Annotated in this window: 15 protein-coding genes; 5 read left to right on the top strand and 10 right to left on the bottom strand. The window is 71.9% G+C overall.

Annotated elements, in window-relative coordinates:
• Positions 1-24 precede the first annotated feature (24 nt).
• The 4 genes from ABH940_RS29465 to ABH940_RS29450 form a co-directional block, all read right to left on the bottom strand.
• Positions 25-741: a FadR/GntR family transcriptional regulator gene (locus tag ABH940_RS29465; protein WP_370106653.1), complete on the bottom strand. Its 717-nt coding sequence runs from the start codon at positions 739-741 to the stop codon at positions 25-27.
• Between the two features lie 25 nt (positions 742-766).
• Positions 767-2,164, bottom strand: coding sequence for an APC family permease (locus tag ABH940_RS29460; RefSeq protein ID WP_370106678.1), 1,398 nt, complete (start codon positions 2,162-2,164; stop codon positions 767-769).
• Positions 2,165-2,342: 178 nt separating this feature from the next.
• Positions 2,343-3,842 (bottom strand): phytoene desaturase family protein, encoded by a 1,500-nt coding sequence (locus ABH940_RS29455; RefSeq protein WP_370071605.1) that lies wholly within the window; start codon positions 3,840-3,842, stop codon positions 2,343-2,345.
• A gap of 51 nt (positions 3,843-3,893) precedes the next feature.
• Positions 3,894-4,157, bottom strand: a complete 264-nt coding sequence (locus ABH940_RS29450) for a lipopolysaccharide assembly protein LapA domain-containing protein (RefSeq protein WP_370071604.1) — start codon at positions 4,155-4,157, stop codon at positions 3,894-3,896.
• Positions 4,158-4,264: 107 nt separating this feature from the next.
• Here ABH940_RS29450 and ABH940_RS29445 point away from each other — a divergent pair, with 107 nt between their 5' ends.
• The 3 genes from ABH940_RS29445 (at position 4,265) to ABH940_RS29435 (ending at position 7,077) form a co-directional block, all read left to right on the top strand.
• The gene (locus tag ABH940_RS29445) at positions 4,265-4,555 is read left to right on the top strand and encodes a dsRBD fold-containing protein (RefSeq protein WP_370071603.1); all 291 of its coding nucleotides are present in this window, start codon (positions 4,265-4,267) and stop codon (positions 4,553-4,555) included.
• Positions 4,556-4,672: 117 nt separating this feature from the next.
• Positions 4,673-5,197: an SsgA family sporulation/cell division regulator gene (locus ABH940_RS29440; RefSeq protein WP_370071602.1), complete on the top strand. Its 525-nt coding sequence runs from the start codon at positions 4,673-4,675 to the stop codon at positions 5,195-5,197.
• Between the two features lie 188 nt (positions 5,198-5,385).
• The gene (locus ABH940_RS29435) at positions 5,386-7,077 is read left to right on the top strand and encodes a sigma-70 family RNA polymerase sigma factor (RefSeq protein WP_370106652.1); all 1,692 of its coding nucleotides are present in this window, start codon (positions 5,386-5,388) and stop codon (positions 7,075-7,077) included.
• A gap of 11 nt (positions 7,078-7,088) precedes the next feature.
• On the opposite strand, the gene ABH940_RS29430 is transcribed toward ABH940_RS29435, so the two are convergent.
• The 4 genes from ABH940_RS29430 to ABH940_RS29415 all read right to left on the bottom strand — a co-directional run bounded on the left by ABH940_RS29430 (position 7,089) and on the right by ABH940_RS29415 (position 11,078).
• On the bottom strand, positions 7,089-7,445 hold the full coding sequence (locus tag ABH940_RS29430) for a hypothetical protein (protein ID WP_370071600.1): 357 nt from the start codon (positions 7,443-7,445) through the stop codon (positions 7,089-7,091).
• Positions 7,446-7,585: 140 nt separating this feature from the next.
• Entirely contained in the window at positions 7,586-9,391 is a 1,806-nt protein-coding gene (locus ABH940_RS29425) for an alkaline phosphatase family protein (protein WP_370106651.1), read from the bottom strand.
• 246 nt (positions 9,392-9,637) lie between these two features.
• On the bottom strand, positions 9,638-10,000 hold the full coding sequence (locus ABH940_RS29420) for an ArsR/SmtB family transcription factor (protein WP_370071598.1): 363 nt from the start codon (positions 9,998-10,000) through the stop codon (positions 9,638-9,640).
• Between the two features lie 28 nt (positions 10,001-10,028).
• Positions 10,029-11,078, bottom strand: coding sequence for a LysR substrate-binding domain-containing protein (locus ABH940_RS29415; RefSeq protein WP_370106650.1), 1,050 nt, complete (start codon positions 11,076-11,078; stop codon positions 10,029-10,031).
• A 147-nt stretch (positions 11,079-11,225) separates the two neighbouring features.
• On the opposite strand from ABH940_RS29415, the gene ABH940_RS29410 reads away from it, so the two are divergent.
• A complete protein-coding gene (locus tag ABH940_RS29410) occupies positions 11,226-12,293 on the top strand; it encodes a YeiH family protein (RefSeq protein WP_370071596.1) in 1,068 nt (355 codons plus the stop codon).
• A 53-nt stretch (positions 12,294-12,346) separates the two neighbouring features.
• Positions 12,347-13,120 (top strand): HAD family hydrolase, encoded by a 774-nt coding sequence (locus ABH940_RS29405; RefSeq protein WP_370106649.1) that lies wholly within the window; start codon positions 12,347-12,349, stop codon positions 13,118-13,120.
• 17 nt (positions 13,121-13,137) lie between these two features.
• Here the strand turns inward: ABH940_RS29405 and ABH940_RS29400 are convergent, their stop codons facing one another.
• Both ABH940_RS29400 and kdpC read right to left on the bottom strand, forming a co-directional pair.
• Positions 13,138-13,941 (bottom strand): class I SAM-dependent methyltransferase, encoded by an 804-nt coding sequence (locus ABH940_RS29400; protein WP_370071594.1) that lies wholly within the window; start codon positions 13,939-13,941, stop codon positions 13,138-13,140.
• A 41-nt stretch (positions 13,942-13,982) separates the two neighbouring features.
• Positions 13,983-14,612: a potassium-transporting ATPase subunit KdpC gene (gene kdpC, locus ABH940_RS29395; RefSeq protein ID WP_370071593.1), complete on the bottom strand. Its 630-nt coding sequence runs from the start codon at positions 14,610-14,612 to the stop codon at positions 13,983-13,985.
• Positions 14,613-14,618 lie beyond the last annotated feature (6 nt).

Below are 14,618 nucleotides of genomic sequence, written 5' to 3'. Positions count from 1 at the left end.
CTACCACGTCTGCACGCCAGTCTGTCACCCGTGGATCGCGTGGTCCTTGACCGCCCGGACCGCGCGGTCGGTGCGGCCCTCGACCAGGCAGTCCAACAGCTCGGCGTGGCAGCGGTTCCGGTGGCGGATCGCCTCAGCCCCGGGCGGCGGCGCAAGCAGCGCGAGGCGGCCGAGCAGGTCGGACGTCACCGCGCGCAGTCCGGGACCGCCGAGGGTCTCCGCCAGTTCGAGGTGGAACCGGGTCTCGCGCTCCAGCGCCGACACTGCATCCGCCGTGAACTCCTGGTCCTCCGCGAACTCCTGCTCCGCCGCGACCAGCTTGCGCAGGCTGCCCAGCTCGCCCTCCCCCACCTCGCCGGAGGCGTGGGCGACCAGGCCGCACTCCAGCAGCAGCAGGAAGGCCTCGGCCGAGGCCGCCGCGGCCGGATCGTGGTGCGCGGGGACCACGGCGTCGAAGGCGGCGGAGACGAAGGTGCCGCCGGTACGCCCGCGTCGCCGGTCGAGCAGGCCGTCCTGGCACATGCCCTCCAGCGCGCGACGCACCGTCATCTCGCCGATGCCGAGCTGCTCCGCCAGCGCGCCGGTGTCCGGCAGCCGGTCCCCGGGGCGGAGCAGCGCCAGCCGGACCTGCAGCGCGATCCGGGAACGGACCAGATCCGCGCCGCTCCGACTGTACGGGCCGGTCTGACTGTGCGGCCCCGCCAGGCTGTACGGGCCGAACTTGCCCGCTGGGCTCACCACCGAGCCACCCCAACCGTCCCGCCGGTCAACTGCCGTGGCTGTCCGCGACGATCGAGCCCACTCGCTCGCCCAGGGTCGGGTCACGCCGGACCAGGACGGCCGCGTAGCCGAGCGCCACGACCAGGATGCCCAGCGCCAGGTAGGGGAACCAGTTGTAGGGCTCGGGCTGCCCCGGCTTGACCAGGTAGTAGAGCGGCACCAGGATCGCCGCCGCGCCCAGCCCCGGCAGCAGCACGTGCCGGGCCCAGTGGAACTCGCTGCGCCGGTACCGGTGGTAGTAGAACGGCAGCGCCACGTTCGAGGCCAGGTAGACCAGCAGCACCAGGATGGTGCCCATCGTCGACGCCTCGGCGAAGAAGACCATCGGGTCCATCGAGCCCGACTGGGCGTGCCCGCCGAGCAGGTGCAGCAGGCCCCAACCGCCGATGATCAGCAGCGAGATGGAGACGAAGACGATGATGGCCCGGGTCGGCGTCCGCCGGGTCGGGTGGACCGCGCCGATCGCGGACGGCAACAGGCCCTCGCGTCCGGCGTTGAAGATCAGCCGCGCCTGCGAGTTGGTCCCGGCGATCAGCGCGCCGAGCGTGGAGGTGAGTCCGGCCAGGTAGGCGAAGAACGCCAGCGCGCCGAGCGTCCCCTGCGCGACGTCGATGAACGGGACGGCGGAGGCGCCGACCTTGGCGACGTTGTAGTCGAAGCCGGTCAGCGTGGCGTAGGAGAAGAGCAGGTAGCTGACGGACATGATGCCGACCGAGAGGAAGACCGCGCGCCCGACGTTGCGCCTCGGATCCTGCGTCTCCTCGGCCAGCGCGGCGGAGTTCTCCCAGCCGATGAAGAGGTAGACGGCCAACGGGAATCCCTCGGCCAGGCCCTGGAAGCCGCCGGTGATCAGGCTCGGACGGAACGGGTCCAGCGAGAGGTGCCCGGCGTGGTTGACGATCGCGGCGACCGAGACGACGACCAGCACCACCATCTCGACGCCGAAGAACAGCCCGGCCAGCTTGGTGGAGACGGCGATGCCACGGACCATCAGCACCACCGCGATCGCGGTCAGCAGCAGCGTCCAGATGATCCAGGGGACGTTCCACTTGAAGTAGTGGTTGAGCGTCGTCTCCAGGAAGCCGCCGGCGACGGCGATCACCGAGGCCATCGCGATGATGTAGCCGAGGCCCGCCAGCAGCGCGGTGGTGACGGCGCTGGTCGGGCCGAAGGTCTTGCCGACGAAGGTGATGAAGCTGCCCGCGGACGGGTGCGCCTTGGAGAACTGCGAGAGCGTGTTGCCCAGCAGCGCCACCGCGATCCCGGCCGCGATGACGGTCAGCGGCGAGGCGACGCCCGCCGTGGTGGCGAGGAAGCCGAACCCGAAGAAGAAGCTCATCGCGGGGCCGATGTTGGCCATGGTGGCGGCCGCGATGTCGACCATGCCCAGTGTTCCGCCGCGTAGGCGCTGGGATCTGACGGTGGTGGTGTCGGCGAGCTGATCGGACACGGCGTGCTCCTTCGCGTGCGGCGCAGGAAGGCTGGTGGCGTGCCGAGAAAATAGTTCAGGACGATCAGTTAAACAAGGGTGCGCGCAGCAACCCGCCACCGCGCGAGCCCGGCTACCCACCCATCCAACTCAGTGCCGCCTCGGCCGCGTTGGCCCCGCACATGCCGTGGACCCCACCACCCGGCGGCGTGGCCGAGGAGCAGAGGTAGACGCCCGGTACGCCCAGCGCATACGGGTCGAGGGCCGGTCGCGGCCGGAAGACCAGCTGCCGGGCCGAGTTGGCGCCCGCGCTGATGTCGCCACCCACGTAGTTGGCGTTGTACAGCGCCAACTGACGGGCCGTCCGGACATGCGTCGCGACGATCCGCTCGCGGAAGCCGGGCGCGAAGCGCTCGATCTGCGCGACCACCGCCTCGGTCGCGTCGCCCCGGTACCCGGCCGGGACATGGGCGTAGGCCCACAGCGGGTTGACTCTGCCCGTAGAACCTCCGCCCGCCGAACCGCCGCCTGCCGAACCAGCCCCGTCGGCCGAACGCGACGGGTCCGCCAGGTACTGCTGCCCGACCAGCACGAACGGCCGGTCCGCCAGCCGTCCGGCGACGGTGGCGGATTCGGCGGCGGCGATCTCCTCCGCCGTGCCGCCCAGATGCAGCGCGCCCGCGCGACGGCAGTCCTCGTTGGTCCACGGGACGTCGCCCCGGATCGCGAAGTCCACCTTGTGCGCCGCCGGTCCGTACCGGTAGCGGCCGAGCGCTCGCCGCACCCGAGGGGGCATCCGGGCACCGGCGATCCCGTCACCCACGATCCGGACGGCCGCGTCCGGCGCGGTGTCCAGCAGCACCAGCTCCGGCCGTTCCCCGAGCAGCGCGGGCAGTTGGTCGAGCCCGGTGACGGTGACCCCCGTGCGGACCGTGCCGCCGAGGCTGTCCAGCACGCGGAGCAGCGCGTCGGTGATCGCCTGCGTCCCGCCCTCGGCCACCGGCCAGCCGACCGCGTGGCCGGTGGCGGCCAGCATCAGGCCGATCGAGGCGCTGAGCGGGGTGTCCAACCGGCCGAACGCGTGCGCCGCCGCTCCCATGAACAGGGCCCGCGCGGGCGCGTCCTGCCAACGGCGGACCGTCCAGGTCGCGGGCTGCAGCGCGTCCACGCCGAACCGGGCCAGCGCGAACGGATGCCGGGGCAGGTGCAGCAGCGGACGCAGCACCTCGGCGTTGAGCGCCTCCGCGTCGGCGACCAGGGGCGCGAAGAGGCGACGCCAGGCGCGGGCGTCGACCGGGCCGAGGGAGGCGGCTGTCCGCGCCTGGTCCCGGCTGAGCACCCCGGCCCGGCCGTCGTCCAGCGGGTGCGCCAGGTCGAGCTCCGCCCAACGCCAGCGCAGCCCGTACCGTTCCAAGCCGAGCGAGGCGAAGAAGGGCGAGACCAGCGCGGTGGGGTGGAAGGCGGCGCAGTCGTCGTGGAGCACGCCTGGCAGGGTCAACTGCGAGGTCCTGGCCCCGCCTCCGGGCCGCTCGGCGGCCTCCAGCACGGTCACCCGCAGCCCGTCCTGCGCCAGCCGCACAGCAGCGGCCAGCCCGTTCGGTCCGCTGCCCACGACGACTGCTGCGACGGTCACCGGGCCAGCGTATTACTGCCGGCGCTGCCGGATCACTGCCGCTCTGCCGGATCACTGCTTCCTCGAAGCCCGCCGCTTCGAGACGAACTTGCCGAGCACGGCCCCCACCAGCAGCGTGACCAGCAGCACCACCCACAGCGGCGCGCTGATGTCGACGACCCAGAACGTCATCTTGACCGTCTCGGTGTTGACCGCGATGAACCAGACGGCCGCCACCGCGATCAGCCCCACAGCCACGGGCTTCGCCCGCACCGGTACGCCCTTCACCTTGAGCAGGGGCGGGGAGGAGTCAGGAGGCCTGCCATTCGTGCTCATACCTCCATCGTGCGTTCCCCGGAGCCCCGCCGCGATCGGGCGGCACGCCGGCAGACGGCATAGCGTGGAGGTGTCCGTGGCACGCGAACACGAGACGAGGCGCGACGATGAGCACACAGACCCCCATGCCGCCACAAACCCCGATGCGGACCAAGCACTGGTCCCTCGACGTCGACCTCTACGAGGAGGGCGACGTGACCAAGGCGCGGGTGACCCTCTCCGCCGGGGATCGCACCCTGGAGGGGCGCGGCACCTCCCGGCGCAACCCGCACGACGAGTCGGTCGCCGAGATCGGCGACGAGTACGCGGCGGGCCGCGCCCTGATCGAGCTCGGCGAACAACTCCTGCGGGCCGGCTCGGTCGACGCCGCCGCCCACGGTGACGGCCGTTTCGGCTGACCCGCCCCGCGTACGCCACCCGTCCAGTCCGCATCACCCGGACGGCGCATGATTTCCGACAGCGACACGCCGGGCCGAGGAGGGTTGCCTAGCCCGCGCTGAATCGTTGTTCCGGACATGAGTACCGATCCGTTGTTGCCTATCGAGGCCGCATCTGCCGAAACGTTTCTCCCTCGCGGTGCCGGACGCTCCGGGGCGCGCGGCCGTACGCCCAGGACTGCCTCGGCCGAGGCGGTCGCCTGCGGGACGTCCCTCGACCTCCACGTCGTCACCGAGCACTACGGCGAGCTGCCCGTGGCCGCCCACCTCAGCTACCTGCGCGCCGACCCGTACGCGATCCGGCTGCACTGCTACGTGGACACGCCGTTCACGGTGACCTGGCTCTTCGCCCGTCATCTGCTCTGGCTCGGCCTCAACCGGCCCACCGGCATGGGAGACGTCCGGGTCCGGCCGGGCCACGGCCGGGACCGCGGCTGGATCTTCCTCTGCCTCGACGGCGCCGACGGCCGCGCCGTGCTGCGCGCCCGCGCCCGCAAGGTGCGCCGGTTCCTGGAACAGTCCACCCGGATCGTCCCGCTCGGCTCGGAACACCAGCACCTCGATCTCGACGCGATGATCGAACGACTGCTCTCACTCAGCTGAGAGCCGGGTCGAACATCTCCAGCCGAAGCGAACATCTCAGCAGCAGTGGACAGCTCAGCAGCTTTGGACATCCCAGTGATCGCGGAACTGTGATCGAAATCCCTGTTGCCGGATTTCTGTGACCTGCCTGTCCTCCGTAGGGTCTCCTTTCACGTACGCACATCCACGGGTGACCGAAGGAGCGCAGGATGACGCGCACGGCGATGGACGCCGAGCTGGTGGCCGCCGCCCGCAGCGGCTCGGCCGAGGCGATGGACGAACTGGTCGGGTGCTGCCTCCCGCTGGTCTACAACATCGTCGGCCGCGCCCTGTCCGGGCGCGTGGACGTGGACGACGTCGTGCAGGAGACGATGCTGCGCGTGGTCCGCGGCCTGCCGGGGCTCCGCGACGACGAGGTGTTCCGGTCGTGGCTGGTGGCGGTGACCATGAACCAGATCCGGCGGCACCACGCCCCGGGGCCGGCCGCTCCGCGGGCGCTGGACGAGCTCGACGACCTGTCCGCGGTCGCCGACCCGGGCGCGGACTTCACCGACCTGACCCTGACCGAGCTCGGCCTCTCCGGTCAGCGCCGCGAGACCGTCGAGGCCACCCGCTGGCTGGACCCGGACGACCGGGAGCTGCTCTCCCTCTGGTGGCTGGTCACCGCCGGGCACCTCACCCGCGCCGAACTCGTCTCGGCGCTGGGCCTCGGCTCGCACCACGTCACGGTCCGCGTCAGCCGGATGAAGGCCCAGCTCGACGCCGCCCGGCTGATCGTCAGGTCGCTGGCGGCCCGCCCGCGCTGCGCCGAGCTGGAGGCGGCCCTGACCGTCTGGGACGGTCGTCCGAGCGCCCTGTGGCGCAAGCGGCTGGCCCGGCACGTACGCTCCTGCGCCGACTGCGGCGCCCGCGGCGCGGACCTGGTCCCGGCCGAACGGCTGCTGGTCAACTTCGCGCTGCTGCCGCTGCCGCTGGGCTACGCGGCCTACATGCTCACCCGCGTGGGTCTGCCGGACATATCCGGCCACTCCCTCGTCAACACTGCACAGGTGATTCCCGCACAGGCGTCTTCTGCCGGCACAGGCCATTCACGAGCGGTGTCCCGTCCGGTCTCGCACCGGCGGAGACGGACCGGCGGGACGTTCGGCGGCAAGCCGCTGCTCGTCGCCGCCGGGGTGACCGCGGGTGTCGCGGCCGTGGTGGGCGCGGGCGTGCTGACGCTCTCCCTCGGCGGCGGGCATGCGACGGGCTCCGCCGGACAACCGGCTGCCGCGATCTCGGGGACGCTGCCCAGCACGTCGGGCGCCGTCCCCTCGCCCACCGCCACGCCGAGCCGTAAGCCGGTCGCCTCCCCCTCCCCGACCACCGCCAAGCCCTCCCCGACCCACAGCAGCGCGACGCCGCGCTCCGGCACCCCCGCTTCCGCCACTCCCGGCGCACCCTCAGCCGCGGCGCCCCCGCCCGCGCTCTCGCCGGATCAGGCGGCGGTGCAGCAGGTGCTCGCGGTCATCAACCAGGCCCGTGCAGGCCAGGGGCTGGCCCCGCTGCAGCTCAGCTCGGGCCTCGAGAGCAGCTCCGCCGCGCACAACCAGACCATGGCCGCGGGCTGCGGCCTCCAGCACCAGTGCCCGGGCGAGGCGTCCCTCGGGGACCGCGAGACGGCGGCCGGGGTCCAGTGGTCGGCCGCGGGCGAGAACATCGGCACGGGCGGCCCGGTCTCCGACACCACGTCCGGCGTCGCCGGGATGGCCGTCGGCCTGACCCGCTCGATGCTGGCCGAACAGCCGCCGAACGACGGCCACCGCAAGAACATCCTGAGCACGGCCTTCCACCACATCGGCATCGCCGTGATGCGCGACTCCAGCGGCAACGTCTGGCTCACCCAGGACTTCTCGGACTGAGCCGCCTGAGCTCACTGCCCCACGAAGTTGAAGCTCCTGTAGACCCTCCGCGTCGGGCCGGTGCTGGTGTTGGTCGACAGGTAGAACGGAGCGGGGGCCGTGATGTTGGTGCAGTTCCGGCCGGTGTAGAGGTGCATGTCCGCCAGGGTCATGTCGCTGACCGTGGTCACGTCCGGGATGGAGAAGTTGTGGCAGGCCGACGTCGCCGGCAGGTTGGTGAAAGTCTGCACAGCACGGCCGTCGGTCGCGAACACCTGGCCCTGCGGCAGGTCGGAGCAGCCGGCCAGGGCCAGCCCGAGTACGGTGGCGCCGAGCAGCGCGGCCGTGGGACGGGACATCAGAGCGCGGGACATCGGAGCGCGGGACATCACGCCTCCTCCTCGGGACTGGGCGCAGGGCCGGACACGGTCGCCACGCCTCCGAGGCTAAGCAGACGCACCGGGGCCCGCTCCCCCGCCGCGACCGGACGGGTGAGCGGGCCCCTGTACGACCTGCTTCAGACGGGTGCTCAGCTCACGGTGAGGCTGACCGGTCCGGCCAGCGCCGTGTACCCGCCGTTGGAGAGGTACCAGACGTCGTACGAGCCCGGCCCGGACAGCTTGCTGGTGGAGAAGTTCAGGCTGCCGCTCGCGTTGGGCGCGTACTGCCAGGTCAGCGAGGACTTCGAGCCAGGGGTGACGCCCGCCGGGTAGATGCCGATCCAGTTGCTGGAGCTGACGCTGTTCGTCGGCGTCGAGTACTGGAAGGTGACGGTCGATCCGTTGCTGACGGTCGGCGTGCTGGTGGTCAGCGTGCTGGCCGTGGGCGGCGGGTTGTTCGAACCGGAGCTCGGCACGAACGCGTCGTTGAGCGGGGTCGCGTACGTGTCGTTGGCCGTCAGGCCCGGCAGGCCGAGGGCGGACTCGATGGTGCGGGCGGTGCTGTAGTGGTCGTAGCGGGAGCTGCTGGTGGTGCCCGCGGGGACCGTTCCCTGGGAGCCGTCGACCACGGCGAGGACGTGGTTGTCCGGGTTGCTGGTGTCCTCGTCCCAGGTCAGGATCAGCAGCGACTTCTGCGTCGTCCAGGCCGGGGAGTCGAGCACCGGCGTCAGGGTCTGCTTGAGCCAGGTGTCCTGGGTCTGCAGGCTGGTGGTGTTGCCGTTGCCGGAGGCCTCGCCGTCGTAGTAGTCGTCGGCGGCGATCCAGGAGAAGTTCGGCGTCGTGGCCGCCGACTTGAGGTCGGTGGTCAGCTGCGTGGTGTCGAAGAGGTGCGCCGCGCAGCGGGACGCATTGCCGCTGATGTCCGTGTAGTTGATGAACGGCGCGTCGTCCGGCTCGTACTTGGCGTCGTACTGGGTGGTGGTGTTGCAGGGCGTGCCCATGCCCTGCTCATAGGTCTTCCAGCTCTTGCCCGCGGCGTCGAGGGTGTCGCCGAGGTTCTGCTCCGGCGAGTTGATGTTGGGCCAGTAGGTGGCGCCGTTGGTGTAGGTGTCACCGCCCGCGATCGCGAGGTAGTTCTCGTCGCTCGGGTGGTAGACGCCGTGGTAGTTGTTCAGGGTCGCGCCCTGGGACATCAGGCTGTGCATGAACGGCGTGTCGGTCGGGTCGTTCATGACGGCCGAGTAGTCGGTGTTCTCCATCATGACCATGAACACGTGGTCGTAGCCCGGGACCTGGGAGACCGGCGGGGTCAACGTGGCGGCGGTCACCGGGGTGTTCAGGGTCAGCGAGAGGTTGTCCAGGTAGCCGGACTCGCCGGAGCTGTTCAGGAACTGGACCTCGACGACGATCGAGCGGGTCCCCGAGGGCACCGCCCCGGTCGCGCTGCGGGACAGGAACGACGTCGCGTCACCGCGGTCGGCCGCGCTGACGGTGGGCAGCTCGGCGGTCGTGCCGAGGGGGTTGCCCGAGGCGTCGTGGAAAGCCAGGGAGACCTGGACCTCCCCGGCGTAGGTGGTCCAACCCCCCAGCCAGCCGGACAGGTTGTAGTTGACGCCGCCCGCGTCGATCGCCGTCGCCGCCGAGGAGACGTCGACGGTCTGCTCCATCGCGCCGTCGCCCTGGTCGCCCGGGGCGAAGAAGGCGTTGCCGGGCGCGGGGGTCGACGGGTGGCCGAAGCTGCCGGCCGAGTAGCAGACCACGTCCGGGCTGCCGGAGAGCACGCTCCACCCGGGCATGGTGGTGGCCGCGGTCCAGTCCTTGGTGCAGTAGCCCGCTTCCGCGTCACCGTTCACAATCAAGTTGCCGCTGGTGGTGGCCGCATGAGCGGGCGTCACCACCAACAGTGCGCCGAGCAGCGCGACCACGGCGCTGAGCGCCCGCCAGATCCGACTCATTCTCCGCTGACCCTTCCGTCGGTCCCCCCGTGCTGCGGATTTGGGCCCCGCCGGGAGGACTGCCTGTCCATGCAGTGCATGGGTAACGTGCAGGGCTGTCCGCAGGACGAACGGTCGGACAACGTTCAGAGACTAAAGTCGGCCAACTTGTCCGGACAAGTAGTCTGACCGTGATTGGACAAGTGGTCAGTCCTTGTCCAGACAAGTGGTTGGGCGGAGCACGCACCGCCTGGGACTGCGGTCGACTCAGGCGTGCGGGGGGATCCCCTGGAGGGCGTGGTCCGCGTGAGCAGCGACCTCGTCCAGCAACCGGTGCAGGTGCGCGCCGCGCAGCCGGTACAGCCGGGCCCGCCCCTCCGCACGCTGGTCGACCAGGCCGCTGATCCGCAGCTTGGAGAGGTGCTGGCTCGCGGCCGTCGGTGAACAGCCCGCCGCCTCGGCCAGCGCCGTCACGCCCAACTCGCCCTCCCGCAGCGCCCACAGCAGTCGCAGCCGGGTCGGCTCGGCGAGCATCGCCAGCACCCCGACGGCCGTCCCGACCTGCGCGTCGCTCAACGGCCGGCCGGGGACGCTGTGGCGGTACGCGGGCTGCTCGGAAGATGTACTCACCTGCGTCATCCTTCCAGTTCCGCCGCGCTCAACGCGCACCGCTCCCCGGCCGGCCGCTCCCCTGCCGGCCCCTGGCCTGGTGTCCGCTCCCCTGCTGTCCGCTCCCCTGCTGTCCGTCCGGCCGCCCACTCCGGATCATGTCCAGCAGCAGGCGGGCCGGCGCGGGCAGTTCGCCGCCGGAGGGCCAGACGGCGCGGAGCACGCGGCTCAGCACCACGTCCGGGGCGACCGGGATCTCCACCAGCCGCCCGGCCGCCAGGTCGTCGGCGACGGCGAGCAGCGACAGCACCGCCGGGGCCGCGCCCTGGGCGGCGGCGCTGCGCAACGGTGCGGTGGCGCCCAGCTCCAGCGCGGGCACGGACGGCCCGACCCACGGTCGGAGCGCGCGCTCCAGCGTCTCCCTCGTCCCGGAGCCCGGTTCGCGCAACAGCAACGGCGTCTCGGCGAGCTCGGCACCCGTCACGGGGACGGGCCCGGTCCCGGGTGCTGCACCGGGTGCGGCGCGGCGCGCCCAGGGATGCTCCGGCGAGGTGACGACGGTCAGCCGGTCCCGGCCGACCGGCAGCGAGCGGAAGTCCCTGGGCACGAACGGGCCCTCGATGAACCCGAGGTCCGCCTCACCGTGCCGGAGTGCCTCGATCACCTGGTGGCTGTTGGTCACCCGCAGCCCGACATGCGTCCCCGGGCTGACCCGGCGCAGGCTGATCAGCCAGCCCGGCAGCAGCTGTTCGGCCAGGGTCAGGCTGGCCACCAGCCGTAGCTCGCCGCGCTGCTGCGCCTGGAGCGCCGCCAGCGACTCGGCCAGCACATGCGCCTGTTCCAGCACGCCGCGCGCCCAGTCGGTGACCACCAGCCCGGCGGCCGTCAGCTGCGAGCCGCGCCGGGACCGGTCCAGCAGCGACAGGTCCAGCTTCCGCTCCAGGGTCCGCAGCCGGGCGCTGGCCGCAGGCTGCGTGATCCGCTGCTGGGCGGCAGCCCGCCCGATGCTGCCGGTGTCGGCGACCGCGACCAGCAACTCCAGCGTCTGCAGGTCGGGCAACCGCCGCGAGGTCGGCTGGTCGGCCCCGTTCTCCGTCATTTCTGCCCTGCTGTCATTTCTGCCCTGCTGTCATCGCTGTCCTGCTGTCATCGCTGTCCTGCTGTCATGGCTGCGTGTCCGCCATAGGGAAACCTTATGATGTCCTCCCGGATTTCCGTCTACCGGCTCCCTCGATGTCGATCAAGAGTGGGCATCGTGACCGTGACGCCCGTACGACCCCCTGGCAGCACTGCCGTCGGACTCCCCCTCTCGCGGCGTCTTCCCGCCGCGCTGCCCGGACTGGCCGCCTCGGCGGTCGCGGTCGGGATCGCGTGGGGCGCGCACCAGCTGGTGCCGTCGCTCTCCCCGCTGACGGCGGCCGTCGCGCTCGGGGTCCTCGCGGGCAATCTGCGGCTGCTGCCCGCCGCGACGCGTCCCGGTCTCGACGTCGCCGCCAAGCGCGTGATGCGGCTCGGCATCGTGCTGCTGGGCCTCAAGCTGGCGCTGAGCGACGTGCTCGGCCTCGGCTGGCAGACGCTGCTGGTCGTCGCGGTGACCCTGTTCGCGACCTTCTTCGGCACCCAGTGGCTGGGCCGCAAGGCCGGGCTCCCCGGGGACCAGCCGCTGCTGATCGCCACCGGGTTCTCCATCTGCGGCGCGTCCGCCGTGGCAGCCATGAACGGCGTCACCGAGAGCGAGGAGCGGGACACGGTCACCGCCGTCGCGCTGGTGACCCTCTGCGGCAGCCTGGCCATCGCCGTGCTGCCGCTGCTGCGCCACCCGCTCGGCCTGGACCCGATCCAGTTCGGCCGCTGGGCCGGGGCCAGCGTCCACGACGTCGGGCAGGTCGTCGCCGTCGGCCAGACCGCCGGTCCGGCCGCACTGGCCGAGGCCGTCGTGGTCAAGCTGATGCGCGTGGCCCTGCTCGCTCCGATCGTCACCGGCGTGGCACTGGTCCGCAGCCGCCGTGATGCACGCGCCGACCTTGCACACGCCGACCCGCAGGGGACGAAGCGCCCGGCGCCGGTGCCGCTCTTCCTGGTCGGCTTCCTCGCCTGCGTCGCGATCCGGAGCACCGACCTGCTCTCCACCGGGACCGTCAACATCGCGGCGACGGTCGACGACCTGCTGATGGCCGCCGCGCTCTTCGCCCTCGGCGCTGCCGTCGACATCCGCACCCTGGTCCGCACCGGCCGCCGGGCGCTGCTGGTCGGCCTCGCCTCCTGGGCGATGATCGCCGGCGTCGCCTACGCGGGCGTGCTGGTGACCACCTGATCACACAGTGCTGTGCACAGGGCGCCGATCGACATGATCAAATATGGCGGGTGATGAGCAGAACCAAGAGCCACGCCGTGATGTTCGACTTCTCCGGGACGCTGTTCCGGGTCACCTCGACCGCCGAGTGGCTGGCCGGGGCGCTGGAGGCGACGGGCATCGAGCTCCCGGCCGCCGAGAGGGAAGACCTGGCCGCCCGGCTGGAGCGCGCCGGAGCGCTGCCCGGCGGCGCCGTCCCCGAGGCGGTCCCGGACGACCTGGTCCCCCTCTGGAAGGAGCGCGACCTCGACGCCCGGCGCCACCGCGCCGCCTTCACCGCGATGACCCGCCTGGCGCTGTCCGACACCGCCCTGGCCGCCCACGCCGACCACTCCGATCACTCCGACCGAGCCGACCGAGCCGACCGAGCCGACCGAGCCGACGAACTGGTCGAGGTCCTCTACGACCGCCACATGAGCCCGGCCGCCTGGCGGCCCTACCCCGACGCCGAGGCGACGCTGAAGGAGCTGCGCCGCCGCGAGATCCCGATCGCGGTGGTCAGCAACATCGGCTGGGACCTGCGGCCGGTCTTCCGCGAGCACGGGTTCGACGAACTGGTCGACGCCTACGTGCTGTCCTACGAGGTCGGGGTGGTGAAGCCCGACCCGGCGATCTTCCAGGCCGCCTTCACCGCGCTCGGCCGCGTCCCCACCGAGACCCTGATGGTCGGCGACGACGCCGGCGCCGACGGCGGCGCGACGGCCCTCGGCTGCACCTTCCTGGAGGTCGCCCCCCTGCCGGTGGACCAGCGACCGAACGGTCTCACAGCCGTGCTCGACGAGGTCTGATCGCTCACAAGAAGCGATCACTTCTGAGCGATGATCAGATGCCGCGCGGAGTGCGCCACGAAAGGGCCCTCCGCGCGGATCAGGGCGTCCAGCTCGCGCAGCCGGTCGCGGTAGGCGTCGACGGTGAAGCCGGGGACGATCCAGACGACCTTGCGCAGGAAGTGGACCACCGCGCCGACGTCGAAGAACTCCATCCTCAGCCGCTCGGCCCGCAGGTCGACCAGCTCCAGACCGGCCTCCCGCAGCTCCGCGACCTCCCCGTCGGGGTGGCGCGAGTTGCGGGTGGACTCGGGCTGCGGGCCGAGGAAGAACTCGGTCACCTCGAAGACGCTGGACGGCCCGACGTGCTGTGCCACGTAGTGCCCACCGGGCGCCAGCACCCGGGCGATCTCGTCCCACCACGCCCGGACCGGGTGACGCGACGTCACCAGGTCGAACCCGCCGTCGGCGAAGGGCAGCGGCGGCTCGTCCGGCGTTGCCACGACCGCGACGCCGAGCGGGTGGAGCAGCCGCGTCGCCTTGGCGGCGTTGGGCGGCCAGGACTCCGTCGCCACCATGGTGCGCGGACGGCGCTCGCCGGACACACCCAGTGGCACACCCACCGGTCCACCTGCGAGCGCGCCCGCCAGCACCTCGCCGCCGCCGGTCTGCAGGTCCAGCGACGTACCGCCTGCCGTCCGCGCGAGCCACTCGCCGAGCACACGTTGGTAGCCCCAGGAGGGCCGTGCCTCGGTGGCACGTCCCTCGAACCAGGAGAAGTCCCAGCCCTCGGTCGGAGCGTGCTCCGCCTCGGTGATCAGTTCTTCGAAGGAGTGCATCATGAGCGATATTTTCGGACGGACGCGGCGTCGATTGCTCGTATTTACGGTTGCAGGCGCGCCAGCGCCAGATTGAGCGTCACCACGTTCACCCGCTGCTGGCCAAGGAAGCCGAGCACGCGCCCCTGGATGTGGTCGCTGACCAGCGCGCGCACCACCGAGGGCGCCAGCCCGCGTCGGCGGGCGACCCGGTTCACCTGCTCGTAGGCGTACGCGGGCGAGATGTCCGGGTCCAGGCCGGAGCCGCTGGACGTGAGCGCGTCCGGCGGCACGGAGGCCGGTGACACACCGTCGAAGAGCGCGATCGCCAACCGCCGGGCCTTGACCGTCCGGGTCAGGCCGGCGTCGTCGGGGCCCAGGTTGGAGCCGCCCGAGGCGGTGGTGTCGTAGCCGGTGCCCGCCGCCGAGGGACGCGGCTGGAACCAGCGCGCATCCGGCAGCGAGGGGGCCTTCGGGTCGATCGGGCGCAGCGAGAAGGTCTGCCCGATCAGGCTGGAGCCGACGGTCCGTCCGTTCAGCGTCACCCGGGAGCCGTTGGCCTGCCCCGGGAGGATCAGCTCGCCGATCCCGGTGATGACCAGCGGGTAGACGATGCCGCAGACCACCGTGAAGACCAGCAGCAGCCGAAGCCCGGTCAGATGCAGCCGGACCACCGCCGGCAGGGGCGCAGCCATCACAAC

This window comes from Streptacidiphilus sp. BW17, assembly GCF_041262485.1.
GTDB lineage: Bacteria > Actinomycetota > Actinomycetes > Streptomycetales > Streptomycetaceae > Streptacidiphilus.
This window is presented reverse-complemented; position numbering and strand designations above follow the sequence as displayed.

Coding starts and splice junctions, on each gene's coding strand:
- ABH940_RS29445 (WP_370071603.1), top strand. CDS start 4,265: ATGAGCACACAGACCCCCATGCCGCCACAAACCCCGATGCGGACCAAG.
- ABH940_RS29400 (WP_370071594.1), bottom strand. CDS start 13,941: ATGATGCACTCCTTCGAAGAACTGATCACCGAGGCGGAGCACGCTCCG.
- ABH940_RS29430 (WP_370071600.1), bottom strand. CDS start 7,445: ATGTCCCGCGCTCCGATGTCCCGCGCTCTGATGTCCCGTCCCACGGCC.
- ABH940_RS29435 (WP_370106652.1), top strand. CDS start 5,386: ATGACGCGCACGGCGATGGACGCCGAGCTGGTGGCCGCCGCCCGCAGC.
- ABH940_RS29450 (WP_370071604.1), bottom strand. CDS start 4,157: ATGAGCACGAATGGCAGGCCTCCTGACTCCTCCCCGCCCCTGCTCAAG.
- ABH940_RS29405 (WP_370106649.1), top strand. CDS start 12,347: ATGAGCAGAACCAAGAGCCACGCCGTGATGTTCGACTTCTCCGGGACG.
- ABH940_RS29440 (WP_370071602.1), top strand. CDS start 4,673: ATGAGTACCGATCCGTTGTTGCCTATCGAGGCCGCATCTGCCGAAACG.
- ABH940_RS29425 (WP_370106651.1), bottom strand. CDS start 9,391: ATGAGTCGGATCTGGCGGGCGCTCAGCGCCGTGGTCGCGCTGCTCGGC.
- ABH940_RS29415 (WP_370106650.1), bottom strand. CDS start 11,078: ATGACGGAGAACGGGGCCGACCAGCCGACCTCGCGGCGGTTGCCCGAC.
- kdpC (WP_370071593.1), bottom strand. CDS start 14,612: ATGGCTGCGCCCCTGCCGGCGGTGGTCCGGCTGCATCTGACCGGGCTT.
- ABH940_RS29460 (WP_370106678.1), bottom strand. CDS start 2,164: ATGGTCGACATCGCGGCCGCCACCATGGCCAACATCGGCCCCGCGATG.